This window comes from Nitrososphaera sp. AFS (genome assembly GCF_009898475.1).
Taxonomy (GTDB): Archaea; Thermoproteota; Nitrososphaeria; order Nitrososphaerales; family Nitrososphaeraceae; genus Nitrosopolaris.
On record NZ_QURE01000027.1, the window covers coordinates 1 to 17,271 of the forward strand.

At 35.6% G+C, this 17,271-nt stretch carries 19 protein-coding genes and 2 pseudogenes; 10 read left to right on the forward strand and 11 right to left on the reverse strand.

Features of this window, described 5'->3' with window-relative positions:
• Positions 1-494: 494 nt before the first annotated feature.
• Positions 495-1,214: a hypothetical protein gene (locus DYY65_RS04850; RefSeq protein ID WP_162476857.1), complete on the reverse strand. Its 720-nt coding sequence runs from the start codon at positions 1,212-1,214 to the stop codon at positions 495-497.
• Between the two features lie 204 nt (positions 1,215-1,418).
• Positions 1,419-1,532 carry a DNA polymerase ligase N-terminal domain-containing protein gene (locus DYY65_RS12945; RefSeq protein WP_370519297.1) on the reverse strand — a complete coding sequence of 38 codons (114 nt, stop codon included), beginning with the start codon at positions 1,530-1,532 and terminating at the stop codon, positions 1,419-1,421.
• Between the two features lie 160 nt (positions 1,533-1,692).
• Between DYY65_RS12945 and DYY65_RS04860 the strand changes: the two genes are divergently transcribed.
• Complete coding sequence (locus tag DYY65_RS04860) at positions 1,693-1,848, forward strand: hypothetical protein (protein WP_162476858.1); 156 nt, start codon at positions 1,693-1,695, stop codon at positions 1,846-1,848.
• Between the two features lie 1,088 nt (positions 1,849-2,936).
• Here the strand turns inward: DYY65_RS04860 and DYY65_RS04870 are convergent.
• Positions 2,937-3,422 carry a CBS domain-containing protein gene (locus DYY65_RS04870; protein ID WP_162476860.1) on the reverse strand — a complete coding sequence of 162 codons (486 nt, stop codon included), beginning with the start codon at positions 3,420-3,422 and terminating at the stop codon, positions 2,937-2,939.
• An 18-nt stretch (positions 3,423-3,440) separates the two neighbouring features.
• Here DYY65_RS04870 and DYY65_RS04875 point away from each other — a divergent pair, with 18 nt between their 5' ends.
• Positions 3,441-4,280 carry an erythromycin esterase family protein gene (locus tag DYY65_RS04875; protein WP_236561675.1) on the forward strand — a complete coding sequence of 280 codons (840 nt, stop codon included), beginning with the start codon at positions 3,441-3,443 and terminating at the stop codon, positions 4,278-4,280.
• A 479-nt stretch (positions 4,281-4,759) separates the two neighbouring features.
• Here DYY65_RS04875 and DYY65_RS04880 read toward each other — a convergent pair whose 3' ends face one another.
• The gene (locus tag DYY65_RS04880) at positions 4,760-5,839 is read right to left on the reverse strand and encodes a hypothetical protein (RefSeq protein ID WP_162476861.1); all 1,080 of its coding nucleotides are present in this window, start codon (positions 5,837-5,839) and stop codon (positions 4,760-4,762) included.
• 223 nt (positions 5,840-6,062) lie between these two features.
• On the opposite strand from DYY65_RS04880, the gene DYY65_RS04885 reads away from it, so the two are divergent.
• Together DYY65_RS04885 and DYY65_RS04890 are read left to right on the forward strand one after the other, a co-directional pair.
• On the forward strand, positions 6,063-6,749 hold the full coding sequence (locus DYY65_RS04885; protein ID WP_162476862.1) for a phosphoribosyltransferase: 687 nt from the start codon (positions 6,063-6,065) through the stop codon (positions 6,747-6,749).
• 586 nt (positions 6,750-7,335) lie between these two features.
• Positions 7,336-7,599, forward strand: a complete 264-nt coding sequence (locus tag DYY65_RS04890; protein WP_162476863.1) for a hypothetical protein — start codon at positions 7,336-7,338, stop codon at positions 7,597-7,599.
• A 314-nt stretch (positions 7,600-7,913) separates the two neighbouring features.
• Here DYY65_RS04890 and DYY65_RS04895 read toward each other — a convergent pair whose 3' ends face one another.
• The 4 genes and pseudogenes from DYY65_RS04895 to DYY65_RS04910 form a co-directional block, all read right to left on the reverse strand.
• Positions 7,914-8,366 carry a hypothetical protein gene (locus DYY65_RS04895; protein ID WP_162476864.1) on the reverse strand — a complete coding sequence of 151 codons (453 nt, stop codon included), beginning with the start codon at positions 8,364-8,366 and terminating at the stop codon, positions 7,914-7,916.
• 647 nt (positions 8,367-9,013) lie between these two features.
• Positions 9,014-9,286, reverse strand: coding sequence for a hypothetical protein (locus DYY65_RS04900; protein WP_162476865.1), 273 nt, complete (start codon positions 9,284-9,286; stop codon positions 9,014-9,016).
• Between the two features lie 1,056 nt (positions 9,287-10,342).
• Complete coding sequence (locus tag DYY65_RS04905; protein ID WP_162476866.1) at positions 10,343-10,795, reverse strand: hypothetical protein; 453 nt, start codon at positions 10,793-10,795, stop codon at positions 10,343-10,345.
• A gap of 479 nt (positions 10,796-11,274) precedes the next feature.
• Positions 11,275-11,782: pseudogene (locus DYY65_RS04910) on the reverse strand (4Fe-4S dicluster domain-containing protein).
• Between the two features lie 268 nt (positions 11,783-12,050).
• Here DYY65_RS04910 and DYY65_RS04915 point away from each other — a divergent pair.
• From DYY65_RS04915 to DYY65_RS04935, 5 genes are all read left to right on the forward strand, one after another.
• Positions 12,051-12,377, forward strand: coding sequence for a hypothetical protein (locus tag DYY65_RS04915; RefSeq protein ID WP_162476867.1), 327 nt, complete (start codon positions 12,051-12,053; stop codon positions 12,375-12,377).
• A 219-nt stretch (positions 12,378-12,596) separates the two neighbouring features.
• Positions 12,597-12,788, forward strand: a complete 192-nt coding sequence (locus tag DYY65_RS04920; RefSeq protein ID WP_162476868.1) for a hypothetical protein — start codon at positions 12,597-12,599, stop codon at positions 12,786-12,788.
• A 413-nt stretch (positions 12,789-13,201) separates the two neighbouring features.
• The gene (locus DYY65_RS04925) at positions 13,202-13,363 is read left to right on the forward strand and encodes a hypothetical protein (protein ID WP_162476869.1); all 162 of its coding nucleotides are present in this window, start codon (positions 13,202-13,204) and stop codon (positions 13,361-13,363) included.
• Between the two features lie 691 nt (positions 13,364-14,054).
• A complete protein-coding gene (locus DYY65_RS04930) occupies positions 14,055-14,459 on the forward strand; it encodes a response regulator (RefSeq protein WP_162476870.1) in 405 nt (134 codons plus the stop codon).
• Positions 14,460-14,820: 361 nt separating this feature from the next.
• Positions 14,821-15,303: a hypothetical protein gene (locus DYY65_RS04935; protein ID WP_162476871.1), complete on the forward strand. Its 483-nt coding sequence runs from the start codon at positions 14,821-14,823 to the stop codon at positions 15,301-15,303.
• Between the two features lie 210 nt (positions 15,304-15,513).
• Here DYY65_RS04935 and DYY65_RS04940 read toward each other — a convergent pair whose 3' ends face one another.
• The 3 genes from DYY65_RS04940 to DYY65_RS04950 form a co-directional block, all read right to left on the reverse strand.
• Positions 15,514-15,756, reverse strand: coding sequence for a hypothetical protein (locus tag DYY65_RS04940; RefSeq protein ID WP_162476872.1), 243 nt, complete (start codon positions 15,754-15,756; stop codon positions 15,514-15,516).
• A 96-nt stretch (positions 15,757-15,852) separates the two neighbouring features.
• Positions 15,853-16,233 (reverse strand): hypothetical protein, encoded by a 381-nt coding sequence (locus tag DYY65_RS04945; RefSeq protein ID WP_162476873.1) that lies wholly within the window; start codon positions 16,231-16,233, stop codon positions 15,853-15,855.
• Between the two features lie 190 nt (positions 16,234-16,423).
• Positions 16,424-16,633, reverse strand: a complete 210-nt coding sequence (locus DYY65_RS04950; RefSeq protein ID WP_162476874.1) for a dodecin family protein — start codon at positions 16,631-16,633, stop codon at positions 16,424-16,426.
• A gap of 154 nt (positions 16,634-16,787) precedes the next feature.
• Here DYY65_RS04950 and DYY65_RS04955 point away from each other — a divergent pair.
• A pseudogene (locus DYY65_RS04955) lies at positions 16,788-17,271 on the forward strand (hypothetical protein); the annotation flags it as partial.

Below are 17,271 nucleotides of genomic sequence, written 5' to 3' on the forward strand. Positions count from 1 at the left end.
GATTCGTTCAGTATCCAAAGTTGTAAATAGCATCCAAACAGCTGAAGGTGGAGACTTTATAGTAAACAGAGCTCTTCCTAACCAGTATATTTCAAGTTTGAGAGATTAGCGTCTACCTATCTAGGATTTGTTCAAGTTGGCTGTATAATGATATTAATGAGACTTTTCAGATGAGTTCAATATCAAGATAGCTATATAAGTGGCAGACAGTCGATCGATTATCTCGTCAAGTAAACGCTCTCACCCAATTTATTTACCAGCACAGTTTCAACAACATTCTTCAATCCTAGGCAGATTCAACAGAACCCAAATTTGCAGTGGTTTAGATAGAATTTAACTCACAAATTCATCGATAAATGTCTCTAATTGTATAAATCATAATTGTTCAAAAGTATTGAGCCTGGCGTACTGGAGTGTATCGGTTGTAATCATATTAATTAATCCCTTGCGAATTAATCAAAGGCTAGCCCATTGTGTTGTATATTTACTACTAATTACCGTACTTGAGCAATAAAATCAACAGAATCAGATTTTCCATTCTGGGTACTTAGGGGAGTAAGGTTGCTTCCAGTCATAGAATTATTGATTTTGATATTATTTATGATTATATGGATCTTTCCAGTGTATTCATTAGGTAAGTTAATTTGCTCTTGTCCAATCCCTGCTGATGTCGTTTGATTTGCTTTGTGCCACAATACTCCACCGTGGCTGTCATAAATGGTCATATCATAGCTGTCAATAGGTAGTAAGTGTTCTATACTGCCTGGAACAGCATACTGGGTGCCCGCGTTCCCTATTGTTGTCGCTCCTCCCTGGGCCATTTTATTTGGAATATTTTTTGAAGTTGCTGAAGGTGCGGTACCATTTAGGAATCTCACTTCTAATTGGAATCCGTTCTTAGGTAGTACTGCTGTTTGAGTTGATTGTGGCGTATGCCATTGTATTTCTACCTTGTATGTACCTTGTTTTGAAATATTAGTCATCATTTGTGGTTGGTTTGTACTGTTGTTTGCACCAACGCCAGCAGGACTTAATGTTGTATGGTTGCTCGACGTCTGGCCCCAGGCGTAATTAAATGAAGGTGCCAAGGATACTATCAGTAAGATAGAGACAAATACTGAAAGCGGCAATAATGCACCATAGCGAGAGGTCACCAACATGTCGCTGTGATAGAAATCATTTGAATTAGCAGCGGCTCGAAATCCAAATTTCACTTTTATCAGTAATAAGATGCTCAACATCATATAAAAAACTGCCATGAAGTTGTAATTTCGAATTCATTACGTTCATACTTTTATTATTCTCTTCCTTCCCCAATATACCTAGACTATAATACTGCATTGTGAGAAAATCTACCTTTCAGCTTTTGACCAAATAGAGTAAAGGTAATTTTTCTGCTGTGAAGCTGTTCTAATAGACTATACTGTTTTGTAATATCCGGTATCCCAAACAATTACAGTATCAACACCATAGTTTCCTTTAGGAATAACTCCTTCAAATAACAAATAATCTAATGAATGATCTTCTGTTATAACAGCGAGTGTGGTTCATGAAAGAAGGCTGATTCTAAAATCACTTGCTAGTCACTCGCCCACATCTCTAATAACGCGTAGTATAGAAATGTGGAATACTGACCCTTTTCTTTTTCTTCTCCGCCGCTATGGTTATCATTACGAGCAGATCTAATCTAAGTTGGCCAAAATGATATATACCAATTTTAGAACAATGAACGCCAGTCTGTTGTATAACAAGGAAATAACGGCAGTGGGCCACGTGTTATACGAGCACGTAGCCCACGGGTTAAAACCGTGTGCGAGTAAAGTGAGGCAGACAGACCATGACATTTGAAACAAGTGAGGACACCAACCATGGTCTATCTGTCTATCTTGACGGCTATCACAGTGTGCACAACATAATAAATAAAAATTAAAACGATGGCAGACTACAACTGTATGATATATGTATGTCACAACACAAGTCGTTGTAGTCTGCCTTGATATGCGTGGTTATAATGTACGCGTGGTTGATAATAAACAAATCTAGTCACGCCGCCTACACGCCCCGAGAATAGGGAAATAGATAGACTGATGGATATTTTAGCTACGTCACCCTAGACAAGTTATGGGCATGGAGACTCCAGCCAAAACATCATGAAGGATGTGACGGTAGCATTACCAGCAGCGACGAATACTACCAGCCATGCCATGCCATTTACACTTCTAGCACATAAATTTGGAGTACTCGCAGCTCGTTATTTGGGACCAAGGTTATCGCTACCCAGCCAATTCTTTTAACGCCAGGTGGACAAATCTGATACCTTCCAAATCTTTTTCAAAGTCGGTCTGTCCTCAAATTTTGTTTATTCATATGTAGATTTGGCTAACGCTTAGCTTTAGCTTTTGCGGTTAAACTATGCCTTTCCTGTTTCTTGATTTTAGCCTTAAATGGTTCTATCTCGTAGAGTGGAAGTTAATGAAGATTGTGTCGAAGTTAAAAGGCTCTATTCGTAATGGTGCTATAGTGATCAATAAAAATTGAAACCCCTATCTTCCAGAAGTTGTCGCAAGAGCAGCTAGTAATTTTTGAGGTCAAGATTACCGGCCTTGATTCTAGCTGATACCCAGTATAACCATTAGTGATATAACAATGGAGATGTCGAGCTAAAATCAATATATCAATTTGTGGTTTTATTGAGAAAATAAATCATTAACCTAGAGGCCAATATCCTCTCACATGATGATTTTTTTAAAAACTGACCAAATTACACGACTTGTCCTTCTTTCATCATATCTGATATTGTTTAGGTGTTATTACACCTGGTTATCAATAGCTCACATGGGTAATAGTATAGTTTATTTAATATGCATAACAAATAATAACTATAATCGAAACTACAGCTGTGGGAATATAAATCAATTACGAATTGAGCTATCTATCTAGGCACCCTGTCTTGGTTGTTCATTTTCAAACTCTTCTCCACCTTTTTGTGGATTTATTGGTAATTCATCTTTTACTTTGAGGTCTTCTACAACTTTATCATCCTTCTCCTTCTTTTGTAGTTGTTCTACTCGCCCAACCTGCATAGACCTCAATATCTTAGCATTAATATCATCGATATTCAAATTTTCTTTCAAATAGCCTACAAGGTCTGTAGGAGTAATAATGCCTAATGGCTTTGACTTATTGTCGTCTTCTACAACAAGCAAATGTCTTATTTTATTTTGAATCATGGCATCAGCAGCCTCTTCAACTGAGGATAATGCATCAATGGTTGTTAATGGAGAAGACAGAATATCCTTGATTTGTATGGTATTACCACTGGCATCACTAGCACAGACCTTTCGTACTAGATCACGTTCTGTGACTATACCTATAGGCTTATCATAACTAGCGCAGTAAAAAAAGCAGTTGAGGCATTTCAATGTTTTGAGCCATATGCAATGAGTGTGGAGGATTATGCTAGAGCTGCTTTATTTGTTCCTGAATCTTGTGAGGATGAGGTTATTGGTATGCTGATAGAATTGCGCAACAAGGCATCACAATATCAAGCAAATGGAATAGACAAAAGAGAGGAATACTTTAATGCTGAACAAAATGCGATTGTAGCAAAGAACGCAGAGTTGTATTACCGTAAGATGATACAAGGCGGTACTACTACATGGAATATACGTGAAACACACATGGTGGATACACTCAAGCGATTAATGAAGTTTCATGGGATAGATCGTTCAAAGTGTATTGTTTGGGCGCATAATACTCATGTTGGTGACGCCAGGCACACAGATATGGCTGATGCTAAAATGATAAATATAGGACAACTTGTGCGCGAACATACAAATGATAATAAAAATAAAGTATGGTTGGTTGGCTTTGGAACATATAACTCTGCAAGAGAATGGGGTGAAAAAATGGAAATAATGCAAGTCCCACCTGCAGTTGAAGGTAGTTGGGATAACATTATACATCAACAAATTGACGACGATAGCAATAGACTTTTTATATTCAAAAATAATGTAACACTCCTTAGACTTACAAAAAATACAAAAAAGGAAAATTCAGAAACAAGGACAAGGACAAGGACAGAAAAAGGGCCAGGCCAAAGAGCTATTGGTGTTGTATATAATCCTGAATATGAAAGATATGGAAATTATGTTCCTTCAATAATTGACAAGAGATATGATATGTACCTTCATATTGACAAAACGCATGCTCTAAGTCCGCTACATATGCCAGAGGTTAAAGATGAAGAGCTTCCAGAGACTTTTCCTACTGGATTATAATTTGACACCATCAGTCAGATGCTATCATTTGAGCTTTATCTATATGCTGCTGGAAACGATACCAGATACAAATACAAATGATGAATTCTAAACACATGAAATGTAAAATACTAATACTTAAGTTCAGCATATCCTTTAGGGTATAAATAGTTTGAATCAAAACAATTTATCATATGATAGCGCTTGTACTTGCAAAATATGTAATCATGGATTTGCAAGGAATTGTATTAAAGCTAATTGTAATTGCTGCAACAATAGCGATATTAGTCATTCTATGGTTTTAGATGGAATCGAAGGATTTACTTACAAGACACCTGATCGAAAGTTAGATGAATGAATGATTGAATAATTGATTGATGAAAAGAGAAAAGATTTCAATGCCAAATATTTACAAATAAAGATGGAATATCAATTGCAAGGAATAAATAATCATTGTTATTATTGATACAATCCATTGGGACTCTTTTTAAAGGACATATTTACAGGTATGATTTTGCCAATTCAAAGAAGTTTTTTGATTCTTCTTCAAACCATTTTCTTTTTTGGTTGTCTGTTTCATTTTTTGCACGAAAAAGAGATACCTTTGCTCTGATACATGCCTTGTAACACATTAAAAAATAAAGCAAATCTCTCAAGCTGCTGTCCTTACTTCTTTCTATATATTGCGAAACAAAATGTCTTCTAAGATCTTCTCTCTTATTATAATCAAGGTCCATTGAAAGATGTACTACATCTTCTATAACATCCGCATACCTTAGTGTGTCACTGAACTCTATTCTGTCGTATAAATAGAACCTTTTATCGTTTACTATAAAGATATTTTTTAAATACAGGTCACCATGTATCTCTCGAATCTTGTCTTGTCTAATTCGCTGGTAGAATAAGGTTCTGTTATTTTTAAGAAAAGCAATTAATTTCTCATAGATCTTATCCATATTAGACAACTTATGGACAGCCATTTTGGTATTTAATTTTCCAAATGTTTCAAAGTTCTCATCTATTTTCTTTTTTATGAATCTTGGTTGCCCATAGGATTTGATTTTATTATTTGTTATTGTAGATAAATGAAATTTAACAAGGATTCTGGTCAACCTGTCAATAGTGTTGAGACTAATTTTGCCGGCTGTAAGAAGGTTGTCCATACGAGATTCTTGGGGAATTTCAAACATCCTGACTCCATATTCTAGAGGCTTACCCTTGTATTGCAGATTAGTAAGTTTAATGCTGCTACTTCTGCCCCTCTCTTTATCTCTTTCTGCGCTTACTAATTTTACAACTTCCTTATACATATTACCACAAAGCGGCTTATTTACTTCAATTTCTTTTTTACAAAATCTCTTTCTCAATTTAAGAGTTGAGAAATCGAGTATCTTCCCAAACTTTACTTCCTTCTTTATTTTATATGCATATAATCCAGTAAGAAATATCCATGAAATATGGGTTTCATGAACCTTGATTTTGGGTAAATATACTCGGTGTGGGTATGCATTTTTGTTTGTTAGAGCCATAACTATTTTGTATTGGTGGTCATGGTGTTGTTGTTTAAGATTTGATATCATATCATAGTATTAGACATTCTGCTTTAGATTTACTAATATTATTTTAATAGATTATACCATTTATAATACTTTATAACCTTTATTTCGTTTTATGCACATCTTTATTCATGCCTAAAGGTGAGAGTGAGACGGTAAATCTAAGATTTTATCGATTAAACCTCTACTACAGGTCCCCAAGAGAAAAGTTACTAAGAAACTATGGAAAATGGTAACACCCTAAGAATTGCAATCAGTAATATTTCGTGATAGAATCGACGCAGCAAATAATCTAGTTCAAAGGTTATCTCCGTTGTTACTTAGAGAAGACCAAATACACTCTGTTTTGATAACTGTCCTTGCTATTCCCCGTGGAGGAGTAGTTATTGGAGATATTGTTGCAACTAAGTTTGATGCAAAGCTTGACATTATAGTCTCTCGAAAAATAGGAGCACCATTAAATGAAGAGTTCGCTATTGGTGCTGTTATGCCAGACGGTACTTATCTGGTAGATAATGATACTGTCTTGGCTTTGAACATCCCCCAAAATTATATCGAAAGTCAAGTAAATTTGAAGGTTAAAGAAATAGAGCATAGACTATTGAACTATAGAGGAAGTAAAGAATATGATACTAAATTAAGAGGAAAGATAGTCATACTGGTCGATGATGGTATTGCAACAGGTGCGACAATACGATCAGCAGCTCAGTGGCTCAAGACAAAACAGAACTGTCAACAGTTAATTATAGCAGTGCCAGTTGGACCACAAGATACTGTAGATAAACTAAGAGAAGTGGCGGGAAATAATGATCAAGTTATTGTTCTTCATTCTCCAGAACCGTTTATTGCAGTTGGCCGTTTTTACCAAAATTTTGACCAAGTAAGTGATGAGGAAGTAAAAATAATAATGAGAAAACACGGGTATGTAATTTAGATAAATCCCAGACCATAAAAACACGCATACATTCATACAAGATATTGTGCCTATCAAAGAGTATAAAGTTGAATGGAATATCATAGTTCCCAGCCGAGGAGAATGGAACCATACTCTACGAGTTATAATACAGAATAAAATTTAAACGTTATATCCTCTTGCTGGATGACTGGATCTGATAGGTTCCAGCCTCCCTAACGGGCCAGTTAAACTTAACCATTTATTTTCGATGTGGTGCATAATAGTTCACAGCAACCAGATAGATTGGGCTATAGCATAGTTCTGTCCCATGAGATACCATAGCCCATCTATTTGCCTTATACTCGCCCAAAGGTGCTCAATCGAATCCCAGGCCATGTGTGTTGCGAGAGCACACATGGCTCGCTTAGCACTCCAATTAAGATAAGACAAGAGATTTTAAGACATGAAATATTACCACAGATAATAAAAGTAGATATTAAATAAGATGGCAATAGGATGCTAAGAAATATGATTTCATTGGGCAAATGTCGCAAACAGTATGATAAAGTTATAAGTAAAGGAAACAGATTATTGCAACTTTGGAAAGGAGCATAGGTAAGTAGGTTTGACATCATCTGAAAAGGGGACACCCAGAGAGATTCGATATCAGAATGAACAGAAATGCGTTGTTGAATTGTATGAAGACGAAATCAAGATAATAAAGAATTTAATTCAAGCAGAAAAATCTGACCTCAAACAGCGCCAGGAAGATACCGTTAAGGAGCTAATGCCCCATTCCCAAGAAAAGGTCGTAATGGCCTTACAAGAATTGATTTGGGGGCTTAATGAGCTAGAGGCTGTTTTGGATGCAGCGATGATAAGAGGGTAAATATCAGTCTATTAACTATGGTCTGCGACTCCCCATAGTAAGCAACAGTCGATGTTATGTACGTTTGTAGAAAGGAGTCTGTCTATGCGGCCTGTGGCCGCCACCACTACCACGCAGTCGCAAGCCCAATCAAATATTATAAAATTTTATGATGCATGGCAGTGTCTTGATTTGATTGTACGAGAGATGCTTATTGATGCTTATTGATGCTTATTGATGCTTATTACGGGTTCTGACAACATTATTTATTTATTGATTTATCACAATAGAATGTTTGCCATAGAAAGTGGACTGATAATTAAGATCAAACCAGATTAATCATGATAGTGATCTACCGAATCTATAGTTGGTTGAACTGCACTCTCTTTTTTTACTACTTCCAATACCTTCTGCCATACATGTTTCTCAAACTCATAGGCCATAATCCCACCAACTGCTACACCTGCAGCAAGACCTACTGGTCCTCCAACTAAGAGGCCCACTGCACCAGGCCAAACAAGACTACCAAACCAGGCACCGGAAGCAACTTCTACTGCATAATCATCAGGATTTCCTGTTATCGAGACATGTATTTCACGTAAAGATCCAGCCCAAACCTTTGGAGATGTATTAGCTGCTACAATACTTCTTAATGGAATGCTATTAAGAAAGCCCTTATATTCAGAAACAATTCTAAGCTCTTTTTGATCTTGTAATAGCTGCTTTATGCTACTGTATAAATTATCAAGATTGGTATTAAGTCCTTTATAGTGTTGTACCTTAGCCATGGTGAAAAACCATAGCAGGTTATATTTAAATTAATATAGAAAGAAAGAATGGATGAGAAATGTTCTGTCTATTGAATTCTGTTTATTACTTCCAACTTTTTCAATTTGTCCAAGCTTGTGTGTAATAATATTGTAATCTGTCTTCACTAATGGTTTACTATGTTTAGCCCCTCTGTAATGTCCAAGGTAGTATTTCCATCCAGAACTACGATATCCTTTACCCCTCCTCTTAGCACTTCTCTTAGCATACTCTGCTATTTCTCTAACCGCTAAAAGTTTTCATCCAAATCCATCCTGGGTCCCAGGTAGATTACACCCAAGTAGCTAACTATAGCTACTGATCTGACACTTTTTATTACTGAAGGTTGAGCGTAGGAAATCTTAGATCGATTAGGTATTTTTTATACTTATTCTAAGTGATACAAGAAAAATGACATATAGGCTTGGGCACCGGTGAAGAAATTTTGAACTGATTCCAGACTTTTGCGCAAACGCGGCTATTACTAATCCATTTTTTATACAACCGACCGCTCTGTCACCGGCTGAAGTTAATGTACCAGTTGATTGGTTTACCAATTAAGAACAGTCTTAATAAAAATGACTGGCTATATCCGCATATCAGTTTCCACGGAATAAAGATGCCTTGCTCATTGTTGGATTTGATGGTGATGGCTTTGGTGGTGAAGTTGGGCATTGGAATTATCTGTACCAGGACCGCAGCCAGTAGTTGGATTTGATGGTGATGGCGATTGTGATATTAACTTTATCGTAGTTTCAAGTTGGCCATTTTGTTCATCTCTTTGGCCTAGCGAAATGCCTGCGTTATAGGCGGCAGTATGTGCCAAGACAAGATTTGGAGTAAGAAATAACAAAACACTTGTGGCCAACGTTGAATAAATCAATCTATTAGTTTTGTACATAGAGATACCTCAAGCAGAAATGCAGCTCTGTACAGCGAGAACTTTCTATCTATGAAAGACATACTTCTTAACAAAAGTACAATCATCTAGATACGCTTTTACTAGCCATCTTCTATAATATTTTTCTAATTCCCCCAGAGTATAGAACTCAAGTACCGTTAGTTAGCAGTAGAATTTAATTTATCAATTTGAAGATCAACTTAAAAACTTGTATATTGATAGATGATCAGGAGAAAAAGAGAAGTTTATCAAAGATTGGACTCGTATTAATGGCTATTTTCGTTATGGCCGTCGTGCCATCGTCTTTTATTGTAATTCTGACCGCTCTTATTCTTACTGTTCAGGAGGAAAGTACGTTGAAAATATTTGGAGAATAAGAGGAAGTGATTCTAAGAACTTTTCTCCAATGTTGCATACACAATGTGTTAGAATCTAGCTGCTATGTAAGAAGAGTAAAGTTACGGATTAACTACGAAAGACGTGCAAGTAGCATAAAATGCCCTCTCATAACTGAGAAGCACAGATCTGAAGAATGACCATATCCAGGTGCGGCAACACACAAATTTATGTGATTCATAGTTCTCCAATAAAAGAGGAGCCTCTTAAAAGAACACATAGAGGAGTCGAAATAAATATTCCAATAAGTTCACGAAATAAAAATCAATCCTAGGAACCTAGCATGCTACATGTCAAATATAATTAGGAAATACACTTCCAATAAGTTCACCCGCAAAGGAAAAATGATTTTCATCCAATAACACGTAACTTCGAATTATATCTGTTAAATAATGCTGCATTATTGGATCAATCTTTCTAAGAAAATTTTCTATTGATATAAACTTTAAGACTCAATATGCAATGTGATGTAGTCAAGCCGGTAACTTTCTAATGGTTGGTATCATTCTTCCTCTAAAGGCTATTTTGGCTAAAGTGAGTAGGATTACTAATAACAGCTCGAGAGCTTCTGGCTGATCGCTTGATGTACCTATTCTCTTTTCTTAGAGTTTCTGGTAGAGATAGATGTAGATCTCCCTCCAATAGTGACTATTAGTACTTCTAGTGTAACGTACCTCTCTTTTTGTTCTGCTTCCCTGTTGTACCTATTCTCTTCTGAATTTGAGAAATATGTTTTTGTAGCTGTTTCAGCTGGGATTGAATTTGCCTTATTAATTCTGGTTGCCTTTGCAAAGATTTAATTTGTCTTTGAACAGGTTGAAGCATTTGTGTTATTTTATCAAGTTGAATGCCTTGTTTGTCTAATTGCTTTAATACACTTGTAAGAGGTATTATCTTTTCTTCTATTTTTTGTTGGCTTGCTTTGAATGGTTTCTTTAGTGATTTAGTAGTCGTTAACAATACCTCCTCTTTTTCTTCTTCTTCATTAGATGGTAATGCTTCTAATTCCTTATCGCCCATCCCCTCTCCTGGTATAGGCTTTTTGTGTTCTTTCAATTTATGCTCTTCTTCCCCTGGTCCTAGTGAAGGGTCATCCTCAGTTCGATCTGACATACATGTTCCTCTTGATTCTGTTACAACCTATGTAGAATAAATCTTTTCACTAGACCTCAATAATTTAAGTAATGATGTCATCAAAGTTATCTTGATGATTGATTTACATACGCTCTATAAGCATCAATATACAGAAGCTTCAGATATTCTCCAGAAGTACATATCCAAATCTCGACTGCTTGGGAACAAGTTGGCGAAATTAGTGACATTGCAAATACTGGCAGCCATAGGTGTTAATAAAGGGGGAGTATGATGTTCGTCATTTGATCAAGTACCAAAAAGGCAGAACGAAGATATTTTAACACAGGTGTTTTCGCCATCAATAGGCCTGAATAGGAATTGTTGCGCGAACTAACCTCTTATAATTCAACACCTTTCATAGTGGCTGATTGGCCGGTCCCTATGCCGGCGTTAATTATAAAGTTTAAAAGACTCTAAGATTGAGTAACATAACAATATACAAACGAATTTGCTATGTATCAAAAACCTTTAGATACGCATACGCTGAATGGTAATTGGATAATTCCTATTTGGTGTTGTTCCACTTTAATTGCCTTTGTAGGACATACTGTCACACATGCCATACACCATATGCAATCCTTTTCTCTTATTGGATCGGATTTGTCTGTGTAATCAATTCTATCTTCTTTCCCAGCATTACCATTACCGGAGCTAACAGTATTAGACATATCTACCGCTGGGACATCATTTTCTGTCCTATACCATTGAAATACATTTACAGGACATGCTGGTAGGCACGAACCATCAGCTATACATGAATCCCAATCAACCGCAACAAAAGTACCATGTACTCCTAATGGCACTAATTCTTCATTTCTTGCTGAATAAGCAGCTTTTACATCTGGACTAGCAGCAGCATCAGAGGATTTCCCTGGCCCCCCAAACAAAATGGAAGTGCTGTCCATCAGTATGGTCATGCTTGCCAATTACTTGATGATTACTTGGAAAGTCTGGATCTATAGGCATGAACATTTTTGGATTATAAAGCTAATAAAGGCTTTACATACTTTCTAGAAAGAGTAAAAGCTACAATCGCTCCCTAATTCGGCTATTCTTTGCTTGATGATTATATTACAATAAGGCAAATGAGCAATGAGGTCTATGGCAAGAAAATACTCCAATCCTAGTAAGTTTAGCTGCTGAATAAGGATTATAGCGGCATCTTTCATGGGTAGCATTTGAATATGAATTTTTAAATTGCATACTTACCAAAATAAGTTATAAAGTATATAATTTGAATTCAATCTTTGACCATGATGTAAGAAAAGGGAGGATAAAAAAGACAGCTCCAATAGCGGATAGTAGTCGTAGCGATAACGATAGCCCTATAATTAAAACTACAAATGCTTCGGCCATATCACTAAATGGTTCATCACAGGTTTACCAAGCTGAAAGCCTAATCTCAGAACAAGTCCCTAAAAATAGAAGAAAAGAAATTTATGAATATTTAAGACTATTTGGCTATAAACCAGATAGAACCATTCTGCAAGTTCACATAACATGCTTTTTTAGGAAAAAGAACTACTCACAAAGACAGGTAGAAAAACATAGAGGCAGCTAAAAGATATGGAGGAACAACATTTGTTGTTGTGGGTAGAACGCATGATCCTTCTATTATGAATAACGTAGTGACACCAAGTAAAAAGGATCTATACGAGAGAAGTCCTGGATATATCGGATATTTATGGAAGAACAAAGATTCACAGAAGAGGCCGCATCATGAGTTAATACCTTTAGACTTTACTCCAATACATTTACCATATCCAACAGAGTTGAAAACATGTTTGCAACAAAGGGATTCATGCTTTCACTTCATGTTCCAGCTTCATTTGTGAAAGAGAAATATAAACTGACAAGGGCCCTATATAGGGTTGGAAGACAAAGCAATGTTGACGTAAGGGAAGATTGGTCCTTTTTAGATAATTTAAGAAATATTGTTTCTGCTGCTAACGCTATCGACACCCACTACTAATACTACCAACACTAGAGCCAGTTAAAGAAAAAGCAAAAACAATGGCCAATTCATCTTCTTGAAGCTCTTGAGAAAAATATCTACTAATAAGTTTTAATTGTAGTTGCATTCAAGTAAATTGGGATATTGCAATTGCTGTTATCGCAATCCTGGTATTTATGGATACGTGCTCGAGCCATACAATCAACTTGTACACAAATCAATGTAGTGTGAAGTCAAAGCTTTATTTCTAAATGCTATCTTAGCTGGATAAACCCTAGGACTGATTTCTTCTGAGAGGAGGAGCTTGACTACGCTAGTTTTATCATGGCTGGCTGGAACTAATCAAAATTAACTCTGAATTTCAAATCTAAATATTTCTTTCTTTTGTAAGTACTATAGCATTTAAATCATATTTTCTCTATAATATAACTATGGTAAATTCTGTACCACCACCTTCTAGCCCAAATAATCCGACAGGGCCTACTGGAGGCACCTATGTATGTGAAATTTGTAATACCGCTTATAACTCTAAGAAAGACTTGGAGATACATAATAATCAGTCACATCCAGACAGAAAAATTGAGGATATATAAGACAAACGATCTTCGTGTAATTACTAGAGTTAGATGGATATAACTCAAAAAAGCAAAGTTGTGTATGTTCTTGTTTTGAAAACAAAGAAGAATAAGGATGCAAATAAAAAATCTGCTGCTCAAAGGAAGCGCAATAAAACGGCCGTAAAAATAAAGTGAACTCATCTAAAAAGTCTCAATAGAATCATTATACAGCCGAAGCTAAATTAATATATTGAAACAGAATCGTTGACCGCAAATAAACTAGTTATTACAAGGACGAATCGAATTCTCAAATGCGGACGTATTTATAATAGATACTAAGCAAATGTGAGTATTCTAATCATGGTCATGGCATCTAATTTCAAATAAGCTCAATTCACTTATTGAATGTAATTTCTATAACCATTTTGGTTACAAGAAATTTCTAACTTTATTATTACTTATAGTATCATTCAGAACTTCCTATAAGGGGACTATTCATAATTGGTTATTCCTTATTTATTACAAGGCTTACATTATGGCTATCGTTAAATTATTCATGTTCCAACCACTTACATGCCTCAAAGTGCAAAGGTACTTACAATCTATAATAATTAAATCAAACAATAATATAAAAATGGTTAAATGCATAATCTTATTTATAAAATGAATCAATTAGTAAGAATTCTTATATAGAATGCTCTACTAAAATTAGGTGGAATGGAAGCAAATGGAAACATTTTCTGCTATTTCCATACTCAGTCGTACTAATGCCATATTACTACTAGATGATGAAGCAGATATTGTGGCAACAATTGAGCAGATGCTAAGGAAAAGAGGTTTTAACATTTTTGGGTTTACAGATCCCAAAATGGCATTAAAGGATTTTCGAATAAATTCAAAACAGTATAGTCTAGTAATATCTGACATCAAAATGCCTCAGATAAATGGATATGAGTTTATAAAAGAGGTCAAGGAAATAAAACCAGAAGTTAATGTAATTTTCATGACAGCTTTTGGCATCAACGAGCTGGAGCTTGAGAGAGTAATACCATCAATCAGGATAGATGAGCTGGTAGAAAAGCCAATCTGCCAAGGACTTAGTCGGTATAATAGACAAGTATGTCAAAAATGAAACAAAACTAAAGCACAATTTAGACTTCATTAATAATCTTAATTTGCCAGTTGGACTGATAGTTAGTCATGGCCTTACAATTCAGCAATTAGTGGGTATGAGAACTAGTGATTTAGCTGAAAAACTTGGTATAGATCAGGATGCAGCACGATTGATTTTTAATGCGGTGAGAGAAAGGAACATTTAGCTAATACTTTTATGTTGAATTAATGAAAGTGTAAAATTACTAAATAATATTGTGTGGAGTTTGTCTGATCCTGCTGTGCTAAAGTTGACATTAACATGTTCGTTCTTTAATTCAATGCCAATAAAATCTTCTCGTATCTTTACCTTTATGTAGAATATATCTTATAATATACATATGCCAATAGCATCTAAAAAGGACTCCTCCAAGCTCAAATATGTGCGATTGATAAACCAGTCTGTTCATACATCTGATGATATTGACATTGGAGATATCTTTGCGGTCAGCAAAAACATTATAGTTGTGGTGAGAGGTTATATCAATGTCCATTATTACTATATTCCCATTGATAAAGTTGAAGGCTGGGATGGCAAAGTTTTATGGCTCAATATAACAGAGCAACAAGTAAAGAATTATGAAAAACATGATGCATATCCCGATAGCTCCGAATATTTTGTCAATGATAGTCCGCCCTACGATAAAATTCCTCCGGATTTTCCAGAGCCATTACATATTCCATCCAAGAATAGAAGGCCAGCTCCTGAAGCTGCTGCCATTACTACGACTAAGGACCCAGACATGAAATATGGCTGTACACTATGCGAGCAATTGTTTAGAACGCAAGGCGAATTAAGCAATCATGTAGCAGAGACTCATTGAGTTCCTGCCTTCAAATATTGAACTCCCTGTCAGATTTGTCTTTTTAATTAATCCGTGAAGTAATAAAATTTAAGTGCCGTTGGATACATAATACATTGCCAGGCCTATTCAATAAACAAAAGAATTCAATAAAAAGGTGGAGTGTGTTGCTGTATGACACATTTATCGTTATTGATTATCTAGAGTATTTGAGAATATACTTCTATTTTATTAGACTGTTCCTTTAGCCATCCCACTTCTTCTTGCTATTTCTGCTGCTCTATCAGGATCTTCCTTTTTCGTTCCTATCTTTTCTGTCATACCTCTTTTTACAGCAGTAGGTTCATGAGCTTTTTCTTTAGCAGGTGTCATTGCTTCCTTCTCTCTATATTCTTCTGAGGAGTTGTCATCTCTTCCTATTTCTGTTCCAGCAGCACCTTCCTCATATTCTCTTTCTTGCTCGCTAGTAGACATTAACCGGCCTTGAACTGAGAACTATTTAACAGCTATAGAAAAAAACTATACAAGCCTTATATTATTAAATACTTTTTTGCTTTGAAATCTATTTATCTATCTAAAAGGAGATGCTCTATGTCTGAATTTTTGTTTAGCATGTTTTGGTGGAATTAAAGGCAAAGGAGGATAATAGCTACTACTATAATATGGATAGTCTTTAATATGGTATGTAAGCAGAGCCGGTAATTGGCTTCTTTCATATTTTTCTTTAACTTGGGCCTCAGTTATCTTAAGCCATAGTATATGACCATCCCAGCCTTCTACCCTCTGAATTGGAATATAATAATAATGCACATGTACAAAGCCTCTCTTAATTACTACAAAACCTCTACCTATAGTAATTATGTCGCCTATGTCTACGTTGTCAGTACTATGAACAGATTTATTTATGAGATCTAACCAATTTTTAAAACTTTGTTGGGACATTTCAGCCATCAGTGTGCTGATTTTCCTGTAAATGCAATGTTCAACAGAATATTTATTTATTCCAGCTTTTTATCAAATGTTAAGCTAGAAATTATTATAAATATATTATTTATTGAAATAATCTATTAACTAAATTACTAGATTGATTAATATGTTTAGTATTTTTATTTTTTTATTCATCTGCTCATTTATTTATTAGTTAATGCTCAACTCCAAATGAAAGCTTGACAGCTGCGCGATATTGATTAATTTTTCCTGTGGTCTGATCTATCGTTGCAGTCTTATCCTTGATTTCGATACCATGTATTCCACGAATTGTCTTCATGGCCTCTGTAACAGTATTCTGAGCTGCTTCTTTCCAACTGTTAGGAGAGGAACCAACAAGTTCTACTATCTTTGCAACGGACATATTAGCATATTATGTCATTATACCTTATTTAGATATCAAAAGCAGCATAAACTAGGGCACTGATTGGGAGATCCTCTCTTATTTTCTGTCTGCAATGGTTAGAATACTTGGCTAAATCTATAACCTTTATTTTTCATTCTGTGCAGCTCACGATATGATCAAGGAGGATAAAAACTCCGAGAGTATAGAACATGGAGATATATTTTTCTTTTATAGACCAAAAGTTGACTCTACGGAAGTAAAGGAATTAGGAGATGTACAAAGATTCTATATGGTTACATTCCCAGAGCAAAGAGAAAGAGGAAAAGATGTTTACAGATTATTTTTGCTAGGTCAAAAACAATTACCGGAAATTGTTGAAGGTAAATCTACTTCTAGAGAGAGGAATTGGGCTCTAAACGTGCTTACAACATCTAATCCTGAAGATATACATAGTGAACTCTTACCTGCTGAATATACCACGAAAACAAGAGGGGAGCGCAGAATTGGAGCTGCTGCACCAGCTGGTGAAGGAAAGTATTCCATAGTTAGGCATGATAGTCATACAGAGCTAGCATATGTTTTAGAACTACCCGAGATTCCTGGTCCCACCCAAAGAGAATTTGAAATAAGGAAAGAAGCAAGTTATATAATTTCTG

Bases quoted from the DNA above. Each gene is read 5' to 3' on its own strand.
- DYY65_RS04875 (WP_236561675.1), top strand. From the start codon at position 3,441: ATGAGTGTGGAGGATTATGCTAGAGCTGCTTTATTTGTTCCTGAATCT.
- DYY65_RS04880 (WP_162476861.1), bottom strand. From the start codon at position 5,839: ATGATATCAAATCTTAAACAACAACACCATGACCACCAATACAAAATA.
- DYY65_RS04895 (WP_162476864.1), bottom strand. From the start codon at position 8,366: ATGGCTAAGGTACAACACTATAAAGGACTTAATACCAATCTTGATAAT.
- DYY65_RS04900 (WP_162476865.1), bottom strand. From the start codon at position 9,286: ATGTACAAAACTAATAGATTGATTTATTCAACGTTGGCCACAAGTGTT.
- DYY65_RS04905 (WP_162476866.1), bottom strand. From the start codon at position 10,795: ATGTCAGATCGAACTGAGGATGACCCTTCACTAGGACCAGGGGAAGAA.
- DYY65_RS04920 (WP_162476868.1), top strand. From the start codon at position 12,597: ATGTTTGCAACAAAGGGATTCATGCTTTCACTTCATGTTCCAGCTTCA.
- DYY65_RS04925 (WP_162476869.1), top strand. From the start codon at position 13,202: ATGGTAAATTCTGTACCACCACCTTCTAGCCCAAATAATCCGACAGGG.
- DYY65_RS04930 (WP_162476870.1), top strand. From the start codon at position 14,055: ATGGAAACATTTTCTGCTATTTCCATACTCAGTCGTACTAATGCCATA.
- DYY65_RS04935 (WP_162476871.1), top strand. From the start codon at position 14,821: ATGCCAATAGCATCTAAAAAGGACTCCTCCAAGCTCAAATATGTGCGA.
- DYY65_RS04940 (WP_162476872.1), bottom strand. From the start codon at position 15,756: ATGTCTACTAGCGAGCAAGAAAGAGAATATGAGGAAGGTGCTGCTGGA.
- DYY65_RS04945 (WP_162476873.1), bottom strand. From the start codon at position 16,233: ATGGCTGAAATGTCCCAACAAAGTTTTAAAAATTGGTTAGATCTCATA.
- DYY65_RS04950 (WP_162476874.1), bottom strand. From the start codon at position 16,633: ATGTCCGTTGCAAAGATAGTAGAACTTGTTGGTTCCTCTCCTAACAGT.